12 protein-coding genes are annotated in these 14,792 nt (G+C 61.4%); 8 read left to right on the top strand and 4 right to left on the bottom strand.

What is annotated here, in order from left to right; all coding sequences use genetic code 11:
• Positions 1-80: 80 nt before the first annotated feature.
• The 4 genes from CK627_RS21020 to CK627_RS21035 form a co-directional block, all read right to left on the bottom strand.
• Positions 81-494, bottom strand: coding sequence for an ASCH domain-containing protein (locus CK627_RS21020; RefSeq protein WP_095593305.1), 414 nt, complete (start codon positions 492-494; stop codon positions 81-83).
• 104 nt (positions 495-598) lie between these two features.
• On the bottom strand, positions 599-2,458 hold the full coding sequence (locus tag CK627_RS21025; RefSeq protein ID WP_095593306.1) for a peptidase U32 family protein: 1,860 nt from the start codon (positions 2,456-2,458) through the stop codon (positions 599-601).
• A gap of 102 nt (positions 2,459-2,560) precedes the next feature.
• Positions 2,561-3,169 (bottom strand): LysE family translocator, encoded by a 609-nt coding sequence (locus tag CK627_RS21030; RefSeq protein WP_054544233.1) that lies wholly within the window; start codon positions 3,167-3,169, stop codon positions 2,561-2,563.
• Between the two features lie 128 nt (positions 3,170-3,297).
• Entirely contained in the window at positions 3,298-4,239 is a 942-nt protein-coding gene (locus CK627_RS21035) for a LysR family transcriptional regulator (protein ID WP_095593307.1), read from the bottom strand.
• A 202-nt stretch (positions 4,240-4,441) separates the two neighbouring features.
• Here CK627_RS21035 and CK627_RS21040 point away from each other — a divergent pair, with 202 nt between their 5' ends.
• From CK627_RS21040 to CK627_RS21075, 8 genes are all read left to right on the top strand, one after another.
• Positions 4,442-5,530 carry a ketoacyl-ACP synthase III gene (locus CK627_RS21040; protein ID WP_005303774.1) on the top strand — a complete coding sequence of 363 codons (1,089 nt, stop codon included), beginning with the start codon at positions 4,442-4,444 and terminating at the stop codon, positions 5,528-5,530.
• Positions 5,531-5,829: 299 nt separating this feature from the next.
• Positions 5,830-7,044: a methyl-accepting chemotaxis protein gene (locus tag CK627_RS21045; protein ID WP_095593308.1), complete on the top strand. Its 1,215-nt coding sequence runs from the start codon at positions 5,830-5,832 to the stop codon at positions 7,042-7,044.
• Positions 7,045-7,053: 9 nt separating this feature from the next.
• Positions 7,054-7,422, top strand: a complete 369-nt coding sequence (locus CK627_RS21050; RefSeq protein ID WP_005303778.1) for a response regulator — start codon at positions 7,054-7,056, stop codon at positions 7,420-7,422.
• A 14-nt stretch (positions 7,423-7,436) separates the two neighbouring features.
• Positions 7,437-7,763 (top strand): STAS domain-containing protein, encoded by a 327-nt coding sequence (locus tag CK627_RS21055; RefSeq protein WP_095593309.1) that lies wholly within the window; start codon positions 7,437-7,439, stop codon positions 7,761-7,763.
• A gap of 26 nt (positions 7,764-7,789) precedes the next feature.
• Positions 7,790-10,003, top strand: coding sequence for a chemotaxis protein CheA (locus tag CK627_RS21060; RefSeq protein ID WP_095593310.1), 2,214 nt, complete (start codon positions 7,790-7,792; stop codon positions 10,001-10,003).
• Positions 10,004-10,018: 15 nt separating this feature from the next.
• Positions 10,019-11,941, top strand: coding sequence for a HAMP domain-containing methyl-accepting chemotaxis protein (locus CK627_RS21065; protein ID WP_017782066.1), 1,923 nt, complete (start codon positions 10,019-10,021; stop codon positions 11,939-11,941).
• Positions 11,942-11,953: 12 nt separating this feature from the next.
• On the top strand, positions 11,954-12,526 hold the full coding sequence (locus CK627_RS21070) for a chemotaxis protein CheW (protein ID WP_017763910.1): 573 nt from the start codon (positions 11,954-11,956) through the stop codon (positions 12,524-12,526).
• 65 nt (positions 12,527-12,591) lie between these two features.
• A complete protein-coding gene (locus tag CK627_RS21075) occupies positions 12,592-14,763 on the top strand; it encodes a methyl-accepting chemotaxis protein (protein ID WP_043171048.1) in 2,172 nt (723 codons plus the stop codon).
• Positions 14,764-14,792 lie beyond the last annotated feature (29 nt).

Consider the following 14,792-nt stretch of genomic DNA (forward strand, 5'->3'; position numbering starts at 1 on the left):
CTCGCACCAGGCTTGCTCTGTGCAGTATCGAAGGGGCTGTGCGGCCACCTCACCACCTCCGATAACACTCTCCATGGGGATCAACCCATAGGCCGATGCCTGTTCCTCTGCCCAGCCCTGTTGTAGCCGCAATGCGCGCCCAGAACGCCCGAGCCGTCTACCTCATACAACTTCCTCTGCGCCGGCAAGACGGGCCCATCGACCACAGGACGCACGTTGGACAGCCGCCACGCAAAGTAACCCGGCTCCCAACCCCCCGAGCAGGCGGCCAACACCTCATCGGGTTGCCACTCATGGGCCTCCTCGACGTCAACCAGGGCGACCGCTCGACCGGCCGGATCCACAGGATGATCGGCGCTGAGGTATCGGCCATTTTCAACGATCAGCAGGTCGCGAATGGGCAGTGAGGGAGGCAACCACGAGCGAACCTCGAGCGTCTTCTTGCCCGAAGCAATATTGGCGCCATGGGGCGCCACGATGGAGAGTGCGAGCATAGGTCCTTCCTTGCAGCTTGCTGGGGATCCCTGGCACAGGATGATACCTCAAGGCAAAACGGGTCACACACCCCGAGCCATGGAACCTGGTGGCATCGTGTTCCTCAGCGTTTCAAACTCCCCATCACGTGCATTTCGCAGCGGTTGCAGTCAAAACGCAGGCGGAAGGTGTCCTTGCCCATCTTGAGTTCCAGCGGCTCGGCCTTGAGACCGGGCACCTCGTTCGGGCAGAGGTTCTGGCTGTAACGGATACAGTGTTTGGTGATCATCAGCACCACTTCCCGCTCCTCCTTGTTCGCCTCATAGGCGGGGGCGATGCGCTCCACCCCGTGCTCGCGGAAGAACTGCTCGGCCGCGCTGTTGAGCACGTTGCCAAGGTAGGAGAGACGATGCTGGGGATAGTGGATATCCCGCAGCGCGATGCGCCGCTCGGGGCGCTGGTAGCCGGCCAGACGGGCAGCCTCCAGCGCGGCGATGCCATCCCGGCGCAAACCGTTGAGCATGGATGCGGCAATGAATAGCGGGTGAGTAAACGCCAACTCAACCTTGCGCGCCACGAACAGGGTATTGCCGAGTTTGCCGAGCTGATCGCGCGCCTGTTGCAGCGCCCGCTCCGGGTTGTCGGCTGGCTGTTTGTCACAGGGGAGCGTGACGGCGGCGCTGATGCCCTGCTCATCGGTAAGCGTGAGGCGCATTCCCTCATCACACTCTGCCAGCACCATATCGACCCGGATGCGGCGATCGGCGCTCGCCTTCTCCAGCACCTTGCTGAATGCCTGATCGTGGTTGCGGTAGATTTCCGTGCCTACCTTCAGCCCCGGCATGCGCTCTGACAGGAGTAACTGCTTACCTTCGACTTTGTTCAGGCGCATCCCCACCAGCTCGTTGTTCGGCTTGAAGAAGCCAAGGCCATCTCCGTTGTTGAGGGTGACCTGCTTGCCGTCGATCTCGATGCCATCCCTGGTGATACTGGTGACCCGGCCCAGCGGCTCGCCCACGTATTTCGGGCTCTGGGTAGAGTCGATCCCGGGCTGGCGACCATGGAGGAAGTAATCGGTGCTGCCGCGGTTGAAGCTCTTCTTCGGATCCGGCGTGAAGCTGTAGCTGCAGCGGCCGGCCGAGGAGGCCACCAGATCGCCGCGGCGCTCCAGAATGGCGTCGAGCTTCTGCCGATACCAGGCCGTGACGTTCTTGACGTAGTCGAGCCCCTTGAGGCGCCCCTCGATTTTGAACGAGCGGATCCCCGCCTCGATCAGCGCCTCCAGGTTGTCGGTCTGATCCATGTCCTTGAGAGAGAGCAGGTGGCTGTCGGCCACCAGCACCTCGCCATCCGGCTTTTGCAGCGAGCAGGGCAGCCGACAGAGTTGGGCACACTCGCCGCGGTTGGCGCTGCGGCCGGTCCGAGCGTGGCTGATGTTGCACTGACCGCTGTAGGAGACGCAGAGCGCACCGTGGATAAAGAACTCCAGCTGCACATTGGTGGCCGCACTGATCTCGCGGATCTGTGCAAGGGACAGCTCGCGCGCCAGCACCACCTGGGAGAAGCCCACATCCTGCAGAAACTTCACCTTCTCCGGGGTGCGGTTATCAGTCTGGGTACTGGCATGCAGCGCAATGGGGGGCAAATCGAGCGCCAGCAGCCCCATGTCCTGCACGATCAGCGCATCGGCCCCCGCTTCGTAGATCTGGTGGGTCAGCCGCCGCGCCTGCTCCAGTTCGTGATCGTGCAGCAGGGTGTTGAAGGCGACAAAGACCTGGGCGCCGAAGCGGTGGGCATGGCGCGCCAGCGCTTCGATATCCTCTATGCTGTTGCCTGCCGCGCTGCGGGCGCCAAAGGCGGGGCCGCCCATGTAGACGGCATCGGCACCGTGATTGATGGCTTCGATGCCGTAGGCGAGGTTCTTGGCCGGAGCCAGCAGCTCCAACCGGTTGTGGTGGCTTAACGGGTGCTTGTTCTGGTGCATGGTCTCGGAGTCAGGGCGGACAGCAAATGGGCGCCACTCTAGGGCATTGCCACCCTCCCCGCCTTGATCCCGCTTAAGATCACCGCAAAATACAGGATTGGATCAGAGCACCACCTTCAGGGCCAGCCCCAGCAGCACCAGACCGCTTACCTTGTCGATGACGAAGGACTTGGCCTTGAGCCAGGCAAGCACGGGGCCACGAGAGAGCACCAGCGCCACCAGCACATACCAGATCGCATCTATGCCACCGGCGGTGAGCATCATGATGCCCCCTTCGCGCCAGCCGGTATCGGCATGCACAAACTGGCTGAACAGGGCGATGAAGAAGACAGCGAGCTGGGGGTTGAGAAAGGCCACCATAAAGCCTTCGAAGGCGCCTTGCCGACCGCGCAGCTGATGCACCTCTTCACTCGCCTCCCCCTTGGCGGGTTTGGCCAGCAGCGCCTTGACCCCGAGCCAGGCGAGAAACGCCGCACCACCGTAGCGGATAACGTCAAACAGCAGCGGGGTCTGGGTGATCAGGATGGCCAGACCCAAAGCCGTGATCAGCGCATAGATGCCGACTCCGAAGCCGTGGCCAAGCGCGGTAGCCACGCCGTGCCCCTGCCCTCCCTGCACCGTATTGCGGATGATCAGCGCCAGGCTCGGCCCCGGGCTGATGGCGCCCATTACGCAGATTGCGGCCAGTGCCAGCCAACTCGTCAGTTCCATGGTGTTCCTTGTCTCAAGCGGAATATGAATGTCTGCGCTCAGGGTAAAGGGCCCCTGGTTATGCCAGAAGTGAAAGTTGGGAATAGAACCCATAGCCAATGGTTATAGGCCAACAGAAGCGTCTGTTGCTAGCGGGGCGGGTTCAACACCTTGCGGCTCGCCGCCACCGTGCGCTGCAGGTGCTCGCGCAGGAAGGGATAGGCCAGTTCGCGAAACCACCTGTGGGCCGGGTCCTGATGGTGGCGCTGATGCCACAGCAGATGATACTGCTGGGTGCGGCTGACAAACGGCAGATCACAAAAGTACAGGGCATGCTCGCAGGAGAGCTGCCAGGCGATGTGGGCCGGGGTGGTCAGCAGGCAGTCGGTACGCAGCAACACCTCCACCGCCGCCTGAAAGAAGGGCACCCGGGCAAACCAGCGCCGACTCAACCCCTGCGGTGCCAGCACCTGCTCCACCGGGCTGTCCTTGTCGCCCCCGCCGCTCACCTGCAAATGGGGCCAGGCGAGGTAGTCATCCAGACTCAGCGAGTGCCCCGCCAACGGATGGTGACTGCCCATCAATACTACCAACCGGTCTTCCCCCTGATGCAGGCCGCGGATCTGATCCGGTACCAGTTCGGTGATGGTGGAGACCATGTCCAGCTCGGATTGCCACAGTTGCGGCAGCAGGCGCTTGTCCCACAGGCTGTACTCCAGCGCTGCCAGCGGCGCCTCCCTGGCCAGCGCCGCGCAGATGTCCGGCAGGATATGCTGGGCCACGTAATCGGAAGAGGCGAGCCGGAACACCCGCTCGCAGCGGCTCGGGTCAAAACCGGGAGCCTCGTAGAGTCGCTCCAGCGCACCGAGGGAGTCCGCCAGCTGGGCGGCCAGCGCCTCGGCCCGTGGCGTCAGCAGCCAGCGCTGCCCCTCCCGCACCAGCAGCTCGTCGCCAAACTCGCTGCGCAGCTGGCCGAGCTGCTTGCTGATGGAAGGCTGGCTCAGGTACAGCAGCTCCGCCGCCCGGCTGATGTTGCGGGTCTCCAGCAGCACCTTGAGGGTCGGCAGCAGGTTGAGGTTGGCTTTGTGCAAGGGGAGGTTCCATCCAGTGGCGAAAGCCCTATCTTAGGGCAGCCAAGCCCTGTGGTTTAAGCGAAATTTCCCGCCGGCCCCCGCAACCAGGCGTGACCCTGCTGCCAGATAACCATGACCACAAGATGACAGTGGTTGCCCCGTGCGGCATAATTGCGCGATTTTCCGCCCGCGGGCGATCCACTTGAGAAGCGGTAACAAGATGAAATACGCCAATATCACAGGCTGGGGCAAATGCCTGCCTCCCTCCGTGCTGACCAACGACGACCTCAGCACCATCATGGATACGTCGGATGAGTGGATCTACCCGCGCACCGGCATCAAGGCTCGCCGCATCTCCCACGTCAGCACCTCCGATCTGGCCACCCTGGCCGGCCGTCGTGCGCTGGCCTGCGCCGGGCTGGAAGCCAGCGACCTCGACGGCATCATCCTGGCCACCGCCACGCCGGACAACCTGCTGCCGAGCGCCGCCTCCGCGGTGCAGAAGAAGCTGGGCGCCACCAATGCCGCCGTGTTCGACCTCAACGCCGCCTGCACCGGTTTCGTCTACTCCCTCTCGGTCGCCACCTCGCTGGTACAGACCGGCATGATGAAGAAGGTGCTGGTGATCGGCGCCGAGCGACTCACCTATCTGCTGGACTGGGCCCGTCGCGATACCGCCGTGCTGTTTGGCGACGGCGCCGGCGCCGTGGTGATCGAGGCGAGCGAGCAGGAGAGCGGTCTCATCGCCAACAAGCTGGGTTGTGACAGCGAGGCGCGCGAGATCCTGCACGTGCCGAACTTCGGCACCGACCGGGTACGCTTTGCCGACATCGACGGCCTCTTCACCTTCAACTTCGAAGGTCAAGAGATCTTCAAGCGGGCCGTACGCGGCATGGGCGAAGCCACCAACACGGTACTGGCACAGGCCGGCATCGCACCGGAGCAGATCGATCTGATCGTGCCGCACCAGGCCAACATCCGCATCATCGAGACCCTCGCCAAGCGCATGAACGCGCCGATGGAGAAGGTGATGGTCAACATCGAGCACTATGGCAACACCTCCGCCGCCACCGTGCCCATCGCCCTGTGCGAGGCTCTGGAGCAAGGCCGCGTCCAGCCGAACAGCTATCTGCTGACCGCCGCCTTCGGTGCCGGCCTGACCTGGGGCGCCGCCATCATCAAGTGGGGCGAGCGCGTGACACCCATCAAGGCGTGCGAGGCCGAACTGCCGCCGTGCGACAAGAGCGCGCTCGAACTCATCGCCCATGCAGTGGAAGGGTGCCAAAAAGCCCACGCCAACGAGGCATAAAGCCGCCCGCACAACGCCGAGAGCCTGCCATATGCAGGCTCTTTTTCGTTCTCCCCTCCTTCTTTATTGTGCAGATACGCCATTCCCCGCCAGCAAGGGGCTGCAAGCCGCCAAACGCCCCCTCCATATTCCATTTTTCTCAGTAACACCAAGCAAGAAAGAGCAATTTGTAACCAGGCTATTTTTTTGCGCTAACCTTACTGAGTTATTGATAATTAGTGGGTTGCGCTTGGCTCATTCGGTCTGACTGAAATGACGGCTCACCCTCTTCACATTCAAGAGCAGGGGCGAGTTTGCGTATGACAGACAACACACGGGCACACACCTTAGCCTTCTGGGAGCCGGTCAGCTGGGCTTGCGGCCTTGGCCTGGGCCTGTTCAGCACCCTGCTGTTGCTGCTCGCGGGCAGCCCCCTTCCTTATCTGCTGGCCAACCTGGCGGCTGCACTGGCCGCCACTCTCTGGAGCGCCCGCCACTACCACGCCAAACCCACCGGTCTAGAGAGTGAGGCAAAGCAGACCCCCCCATTTGCCGATAACGGACTCAACCACTCCATCATCGGGCTCGAGCAGGTATGTGAAAAAGCGGTGCCTATCTGGTCACAACAGATTGAAAACTCTCGCCAGCAAACCGAAGGAGCCATGATCGATCTCACCCAGCGCTTCGCCGGCCTGACCACCAAACTGGAAGAGGCGGTCGCCGCCTCCCACAATGCCGCCGGCGATCTGGGTGGTGAAAAATCGGCTGGCATGGCCGCCGTGCTGGCCCAGAGTCAGGCCCAGCTCAATCAGGTCATCACCATCATGCACTCCACCCAGGCCAACCGCGATGCCATGCTGGCTGAGATCAAGACTCTCACCGCCTACACCATAGAGCTCAACACCATGGCGCTCGACGTGGCCAAGATAGCCTCCCAGACCAACCTGCTGGCCCTCAACGCCGCCATCGAAGCGGCCCGGGCCGGTGAGGCTGGTCGTGGCTTCGCCGTGGTGGCTGACGAGGTGCGCACCCTGTCGCGCCTCTCCAGCGAGACCGCCCAGAAGATGACCGACAAGGTCGACACCATCAATGCCGGCATCGGCCGCGCCTTCCAGATTGCCGAGAGCGCGGCCGGGCGCGACCAGGTTGCCGTCAGCGATGCCGAGCACGCCATCGAGCAGGTACTGGAACGCTTTCGGATGGCCACCACCAGCCTGGCAGAATCCGCAGCCCTGTTACAGAGCGAGAGCAGCGGGATACATCGCGAGATCTCCGATGTCATCGTTTCGTTACAGTTCCAGGATAGGGTCAGTCAAATCCTCAGCCATGTGCGTCAAAACATGGACAGCCTCAACGACCACCTGGTCTCGTCACGCAACAGAACACACCAGTCAGGCCCCATCCGGATCGATGCGGAGAGCTGGTTGGCGGACATGGAGCTCTCATACGCCACCGATGAACAACGCAACATTCATCATGGTCGCCAGCACCAGGCGGCAACCCCATCCAGCAATGCTGATGTCACTTTTTTCTAGGAGAGAGATATGCCCAAAACAGTCCTGATCGTGGATGACTCGGCCACCATACGCCAGGTTGTCGGCATGACGCTCAAGGGAGCCGGTTACGAGGTGATGGAGGCCAGTGACGGCAAGGATGCCCTCAAAAAGCTCGACGGCAAGAAGATCAACCTCATCATCAGTGACGTCAACATGCCGAACATGGACGGCATCAGTTTCGTCAAGGAGGCCAAGAAGCTGGCCAGCTATAAGTTCACTCCGGTGATCATGCTGACGACAGAGTCCCAGGACAGCAAGAAGCAGGAGGGACAGGCCGCTGGAGCCAAGGCCTGGGTGGTCAAGCCGTTCCAGCCGGATCAGATGCTGGCTGCCGTGGCCAAGCTCATCATGCCCTGAGCCGGGAGGCGTTCATGCCGCTGCAAATCGAAACGGGTGAGCACAAGTGTGTCGTGACCATCTCGGGCGAGATGACCATCTACACGGCAGCCGAGTTGAAACAGGCGCTCACCCCCCTGCTCTATCGCCAGCAGGAGCTGGAACTGGATCTCTCCCAGGTCAGCGAAATGGACAGCGCCGGTTTGCAGCTGCTGCTGGCGGCCAAGAAGACGGCGCAGCAGGGAGGCTATCCGCTGCATCTGGTCATGCACAGCCATGCCGTGTTCGATGCCCTTGAGCTGTGCCAGCTGGCGGCCTTCTTCGGTGATCCCACCCTCATTCCCCACGCCGATCACGCCTAACCGGTTCCGCGGACAAGGAGTCATTCGTGAGCATCAATCTTGATCAGGCCCTGCAAACCTATATCGCCGAGGCGCGCGAGCTGCTGGAGGAGATGGAGTCCGCGCTGCTGACCCTGGAGAACGACCCGGACAATGGCGAGCTCATCGGCGCCATCTTCCGGGCGGCGCACACCATCAAGGGTTCCGCCGGCCTGTTCGGCCTGCAACCCATCGTCAGCTTCACCCACATCGTCGAGGACCTGCTCGATCAGGTGCGCAACCAGCAGCTGGCGATCAGTGAAGCGCTCATCAAGGATCTGCTGGAGAGCCGGGATCACATCGAACGCCTGGTCAGCCTGGTAGCTGAACAGGGGGAAGCCCTAGGTGCGGATGAACAGGCTCAGGATGAGTTGCTGCGGCGCAATCTGGCCCGTCACCAAAGCGGCAACCAGACCACGCTGCCGGAGCGGACCCAGCCTGCCGATGCCGATCCGGTCAGCAAGGAGGAGGGTCATGTCAGCGCTACTTCCCTATGGCACATCTCCCTGCGCTTTGGTCCTGACGTGCTGCGCAACGGCATGGATCCCACCTCTTTCCTGCGCTACCTCGGTACCATGGGCACCCTCTGCGCCATCGAGACCATTCACCACGCCCTGCCGGAGTGGGAACAGTTCGATCCGGAGAGCTGTTACCTCGGCTACGAGATCGATCTGGACTCCCAGGCCGACAAGAGTGCCCTGAGCGACGTGTTCGAATTCGTGCGAGATGATTGTCTCATCAGCATCTTGCCGCCCCACAGCAAGATCGCCGAGTACATAGCGCTCATCCACGCCCTGCCGGAAGACAACGAGATGCTGGGGCAACTGCTGGTCAAAACAGGCGCACTGACGGCCAGCGAGCTTACGCTCGGCCTGCAAGCCCAACATGAGCAGCCGCAGGCCGACACCAACAAGCTGGGGGAGATCCTGATAGCCCAGGGTGCCGTCAATGAAATAGTGGTGGACGCCGCGCTCAAGAAACAGAATCAGAGCAAGGAGAACAAGAACAAGGAAGGGCGTTATGTCCGGGTCCACGCCGACAAGCTGGATGAGTTGATCAATCTGGTGGGAGAACTGGTCGTGGCCAGCTCCGGCGCCAACCTGCTGGCCCAGCGTTCACGGGACAGCCAGCTGCAGGAGGCCAATTCCACCATTGCCATGCTGGTCGAGGAGATCCGTGATGGTGCCCTGCGCCTGCGCATGGTGCCCATCGGCGATACCTTCAACCGCTTCCAGCGGGTGGTGCGGGATGTCAGCCACGAGCTGAACAAGGACATAGCGCTGGTGATCACCGGCGGCGACACCGAGCTGGACAAGTCTGTGGTGGAGAAGATCGGCGATCCCTTGATGCATCTGGTGCGCAATGCCATGGATCACGGCATAGAAGCGGCCGAGAAACGGCTGGCGGCCGGCAAGCCGGCACGGGGCACCTTGACCCTCAACGCCTATCACGACTCCGGCAGCATCGTCATCGAGATCCAGGACGATGGTGCCGGCCTCAACAAAGCCAGGATCCTGCAAAAAGCGCAGGAGCGGGGGCTGGCAGCCGCCAATGCCACCCTGTCGGATCAGGAGATCTACCAGCTCATCTTCGAGCCCGGCTTCTCCACCGCGGAGGCCATCACCAATCTCTCCGGACGCGGGGTGGGCATGGATGTGGTCAAACGCAACATCCAGGCCCTGCGTGGCAGCGTCGAGCTGGACAGCAAGCCCGGCCTCGGCACCCGGGTACAGATCCGGCTGCCGCTGACCCTGGCCATCATCGATGGCTTTCTGGTGCGCGTCAGCACCACTTACTACGTTATCCCCCTCGACATGGTGATCGAATGCGTGGAGCTGACCCAGAGCGCGCTGGCCGATACCCAGGGGCGCAACTACATCAATCTGCGTGGTGAAGTGCTGCCATTCGTCCGGTTGCAGCACTACTTCGATGTCGAGGGAACCCGTGGCCGCCGGGAAAATATCGTGGTCGTCAGCCATGGCGGCAAGAAGTCAGGGCTGGTGGTCGACGAGCTGCTGGGGGAGTTCCAGACCGTCATCAAGCCGCTCGGCAAGCTGTTCCAGCGCCTGCAGGGGATCAGCGGCTCCACCATTCTGGGTGGCGGCGAGGTAGCCCTCATTCTGGATATTCCCTCTCTGATCCAGCATGCCATCGACCAGGAGCTGGGCCAACTGAGCCAGTACGCCATTCCACGTCTGCAATCCCAACCAAGAGTCAATTAACATCAGGAGCCTGACATGTTCAAAAACTCCACCATCAAGATACGACTCACCATTCTGCTCTGCCTGCTCTGTGTGCTGCTGTTCGGCGTAGGAGTGCTCGGGCTCTACAACATGCATAGCAGCAACAAGGGGCTGCAACGGGTCTACAACGACCGGGTGGTGCCGCTCAAGCAGCTCAAAACCATCTCGGACAACTACGCCGTCGCCATCATAGACAATGTCAACAAGGCCAATGCCGGTCTCGTCAGCGCCGAGGAGGCGTTGCAGCAGATCCAGCATGCCCAGCAGCAGATAAAACTGGAGTGGCAACACTATCAGGCCACCAAGCTGACCGCAGCCGAACAGAAGCTGTCAGCCGAGGCCAACAGCCTGTTTAATACCGCGGATCGAGACATCACCAGGCTGGAGGCCTTTCTCTCAAATCAGCATGGTGTCATTGCGGATACGCTCAATGAGTTTGACGGCAAGCTATATAGCTCCATCGACCCCATTGGTAGCAAGATAACCGAGCTGGTCAGCCTGCAGCTCGACGTTGCCAAATCAGAATACGAACAGGCACAGGCCTGGTATGACGTCATGCTGCTTACCATGATGGCAGTGGTCGCCGCCGGCATGGTGGCTGCAGCTTGGTTTGGCATCGTCCTCATTCGCAGCATCATCTCCCCCATCAACCAGGCCCTGCAGGTTGCCAACCACCTGGCGGACGGCAATCTCGACGTCACCATCGACATCGGAGCCCATGATGAAGCCGGCCAGCTGTTGCTGGCCATGCAAAACATGGTCAACAAGCTGACGTCCCTCATTACCGACATAGAAACGCTGGTGACCGCCGCCGTCGAACAGGGGGATTTCAGCTACAAGATTGAACTGGACGGACGGCAGGGTTACATCAAGCGCCTCTCCGAACTGCTCAATCGTCTCTCCAACGTGACCGACACCAGCCTCAACGACGTGATGCGCATTGCCACCGCCCTGTCGCAGGGTGACCTCACCCAGAAGATCGAGCAACCCTACCCGGGAATTTTCGGTCAGACCAAGGATGGCCTCAACAGCACCATCGCCGCGCTGACCGCCATCATCGAGGAAGTTCGCAACGCCGCCGACAACCTGACTAACGCCTCCAATCAGGTCAGCACCACGGCCCAGTCCCTCAGCCAGGCCACCAGTGAGCAAGCGGCCAGCGTGGAAGAGACCAGCGCCTCCATCGAGCAGATGAGCGCCAGCATCAACCAGAACACGGACAACGCCAAGGTGACCGACAACATGGCGAGCAGCGCCGTACTGGAGGCCACCGAAGGGGGCCGTTCGGTACAACAGACGGTTGCCGCGATGCAGCAGATCGCCCGCAAGGTTAGCATCATCGACGACATTGCCTACCAGACCAATCTGCTGGCGCTCAATGCAGCCATTGAGGCGGCCAGGGCCGGTGAACATGGCAAAGGCTTTGCTGTGGTCGCCGCCGAGGTCCGCAAGCTGGCCGAGCGCAGCCAGATCGCGGCGCAGGAGATAGGCGAACTCTCGTCAAGCAGCGTCGATACCGCCGAGAAGGCGGGCAGTCTGCTCGACAAGATAGTGCCCTCCATTCGCAAGACCTCGGATCTGGTGCAGGAGATCAACGCCGCCTCCGGGGAACAGGCCAGCGCCGCCAACCAGATAAGCCTGGCCATGAGCCAGCTCAATCAGGTGACCCAGCAAAATGCTGCCAGCAGCGAGGAGCTGGCCGCCACCGCGGAGGAGATGAGCTCCCAGGCCAACGAGCTGCAGCAGACCATGGACTTTTTCTCCCTGCAAGGCAGCGGCCGCTCACCCAGACAGGTCGAAAACCTGCACAAGGGGGTGCCTCCCAGAGGCAAGTTTGTGATGCCGGCCCAGCCCCCGTTGCATGGCAATGCGGCTGCGCAACCGCAGGTTGACGAAACCGATTTTGTCCGCTTTTAACCGGAGAGCCTCATGAGCATGTCTACCGAAGTGGTCGCCCAGCCTGGCACGCTGGTACATGACAATCAGGGTGATGCCCAGTACCTGACTTTTCTCATCAACGGCGAGATGTTTGCCATCAACATTCTCGGGGTCAAAGAGATCATCGAATACGGCAACATCACCCCCATCCCCATGATGCCGAGTTTTATCCGGGGTGTGATCAACCTGAGGGGCGCCGTCGTCTCTGTGGTGGATCTCAACGCCCGTTTTGGCAATGCCCCCTCCAGCATCACTCGCCGCAGCTGCATCGTGATCATCGAGAACGTGCACCCGGACGACCCGGAACACGGCAATCAGGACATTGGCGTGGTGGTGGACTCCGTCTCCGAGGTGCTGACCATCCCCTGCAACGAGATTGAGCCGCCACCAAGCTTCGGGGCCCGCATCCGGGCCGACTTCATCAGTGGCATGGGTAAGGTCAACGGCAAGTTCGTCATTCTCATCAATACCGAGAAGGTGCTCTCCATCGACGAAATGGCCCAGCTCAGCGAGCTGACCCAGCAGCAGGAACGGCTACTGGAACAAAAACCACAAACGCCATGACAACAACATAAATCAGCGTTCCGCTCCACCACACAGCAATGACATGTCGCACAAGGATAAGGCCCATGACTCAATCACTCTTTGGCAATCTGTTTGGCAACGGCAATGCTCATGCCTTGCTGCAGGAACAACTGCGTCAGTTGACTGGTGCAACCCGCACCCTGGCTCAGGGGATCCAGCAAGGCAAACAGTCCGCCCAGCTAGAGCTGGACACACTCACCGGCCCTCTCAAGGAGCTCTGCCAGGAGTTCAATGCCGTACTGGGGCTGCTGGGAGATCGCCTTGGCAGTGCGCTCGCCGCCCGCGAGGCCAATCAGGCGCTCTACGAAGAAAACCTGCGAGTGCGCAAGGCGCTGGATGGTGCCTCGACCAATGTGATGATCGCCGATACCAATTTGAACATCGTCTACATGAATGAAGCCGTGCTGGCCATGCTGGGACTGGCAGAGTCGGATATTCGCAAGGATCTGCCGAGCTTCGACGTCAGGCACCTGATGGGCAAGAACATCGATACTTTCCACAAGGAGCCCTCCCACCAGCGCAACATGCTGGCCAAGCTGGACAAGACCTACCGCACCCAGATCACGGTCGGAGGCCGCACCTTCTCCCTGATCGCCAACCCCGTTTTCAATGACGGTGGCGAGCGGCTCGGCTCCGTGGTGGAGTGGGCCGACCGCACCAAGGAGATCGCCATCGAGAATGAAGTGAAAGCCGCCAATGCCGCCGCCAAGCAGGCGGCCGCCGAAAGTCTGCGAGTCAAGAAGGCGCTCGACGGGGCCAGCACCAACGTGATGATCGCCGATACCGATCTCAACATCATCTACATGAACGAAGCGGTCAGGGAAATGCTGGGCCAGGCCGAAACCGACATCCGCAAGGAGCTGCACCACTTCAACTCGGCCAACCTGATGGGCGCCAACATCGACAGCTTTCACAAGAATCCGGGCCATCAACGCAGCATGCTGGCCAAGCTGAACAACACCTATCGTACCCAGATCATGCTGGGGGGACGCACTTTCGCCCTCATCGCCAACCCGGTATTCGGCGACGATGGCGAGCGGCTGGGCTCCGTGGTCGAGTGGTCGGATCGCACCAAGGAGGTCGCCATCGAGCGGGAGATGTCGGAAATCGTCCAGTCCGTCATCAATGGCGAACTGCACCGTCGCATGGATCTCACCGGCAAGAGCGGCTTCTTCCAGAACCTTGGGGAGGGGATAAACCGTATCGCCGAGGTGATCGACACCAGTCTCAACGACGTGATCAGGGTGGTTCAATCACTGGCGCGCGGGGATCTGACCCAACACATAGAGGCCGATTATCCCGGCGTATTCGGCACGACCAAGGACTCCCTCAATCAGACCATCGTCTCGCTCACCAACATTGTCACCGAGGTGCTGGGGGCATCCGACAACCTCTCCAGCGCCGCCGAGCAGGTCAGCGCCACCGCCCAGTCCATCAGCCAGTCCAGCAGCGAGCAGGCTTCCAGCATGGAGGAGACCAGCGCCTCCATCGAGCAGATGAGCGCCAGCATCAACCAGAACACCGACAACGCCCAGGTTACCGATGGCATGGCCAGCAAGGCGGCCAAGGAGGCGGTGGAAGGCGGCGAGGCGGTCAAGCTCACGGTCGATGCCATGAAGCAGATTGCCAAGCGCATCGGCATCATCGATGACATCGCCTACCAGACCAATCTGCTGGCCCTCAACGCCGCCATCGAGGCGGCCCGGGCCGGCGATCACGGCAAGGGTTTCGCCGTGGTGGCCGCCGAGGTTCGCAAGCTGGCGGAGCGCAGCCAGGTAGCGGCCCAGGAGATTGGCGAGCTGGCATCAAGCAGCGTCGACATGGCGGAGAAAGCGGGACGCCTGCTCGATCAGATGGTGCCCTCCATCAACAAGACCTCGGATCTGGTGCAGGAGATCAGCGCCGCCTCCGCAGAGCAGTCCACCGGCGTCAGCCAGATCAACATCGCCATGAACCAGCTGAGCCAGGTGACCCAGCAGAACGCATCCTGCAGCGAAGAGCTGGCCGCCACCGCCGAGGAGATGAGCAGCCAGGCCGAACAGCTGCAACTGGCGATGGAGTTCTTCACCCTTGAGCGGCACAAGCTCAATGCCGGCCAGAAGGTGGCAGCCACCCGCACCGGCCCCCGCGGCCGCTTCATGCTCGAGAACAGTGCCGCAGAAGGTAATGGCAACCTGCCCCGACCCCACAATGACGGTGATTTTGTTCGCTTCTAACCCGGATGCGGGTGAGTGGAGCTCACCCG

The sequence above is a fragment of the Aeromonas dhakensis genome, assembly GCF_002285935.1.
In the GTDB taxonomy this organism is placed as follows: Bacteria; Pseudomonadota; Gammaproteobacteria; order Enterobacterales; family Aeromonadaceae; genus Aeromonas; species Aeromonas dhakensis.

Coding starts and splice junctions, on each gene's coding strand:
- CK627_RS21020 (WP_095593305.1), bottom strand. CDS start 494: ATGCTCGCACTCTCCATCGTGGCGCCCCATGGCGCCAATATTGCTTCG.
- CK627_RS21025 (WP_095593306.1), bottom strand. CDS start 2,458: ATGCACCAGAACAAGCACCCGTTAAGCCACCACAACCGGTTGGAGCTG.
- CK627_RS21030 (WP_054544233.1), bottom strand. CDS start 3,169: ATGGAACTGACGAGTTGGCTGGCACTGGCCGCAATCTGCGTAATGGGC.
- CK627_RS21040 (WP_005303774.1), top strand. CDS start 4,442: ATGAAATACGCCAATATCACAGGCTGGGGCAAATGCCTGCCTCCCTCC.
- CK627_RS21045 (WP_095593308.1), top strand. CDS start 5,830: ATGACAGACAACACACGGGCACACACCTTAGCCTTCTGGGAGCCGGTC.
- CK627_RS21050 (WP_005303778.1), top strand. CDS start 7,054: ATGCCCAAAACAGTCCTGATCGTGGATGACTCGGCCACCATACGCCAG.
- CK627_RS21055 (WP_095593309.1), top strand. CDS start 7,437: ATGCCGCTGCAAATCGAAACGGGTGAGCACAAGTGTGTCGTGACCATC.
- CK627_RS21065 (WP_017782066.1), top strand. CDS start 10,019: ATGTTCAAAAACTCCACCATCAAGATACGACTCACCATTCTGCTCTGC.
- CK627_RS21070 (WP_017763910.1), top strand. CDS start 11,954: ATGAGCATGTCTACCGAAGTGGTCGCCCAGCCTGGCACGCTGGTACAT.
- CK627_RS21075 (WP_043171048.1), top strand. CDS start 12,592: ATGACTCAATCACTCTTTGGCAATCTGTTTGGCAACGGCAATGCTCAT.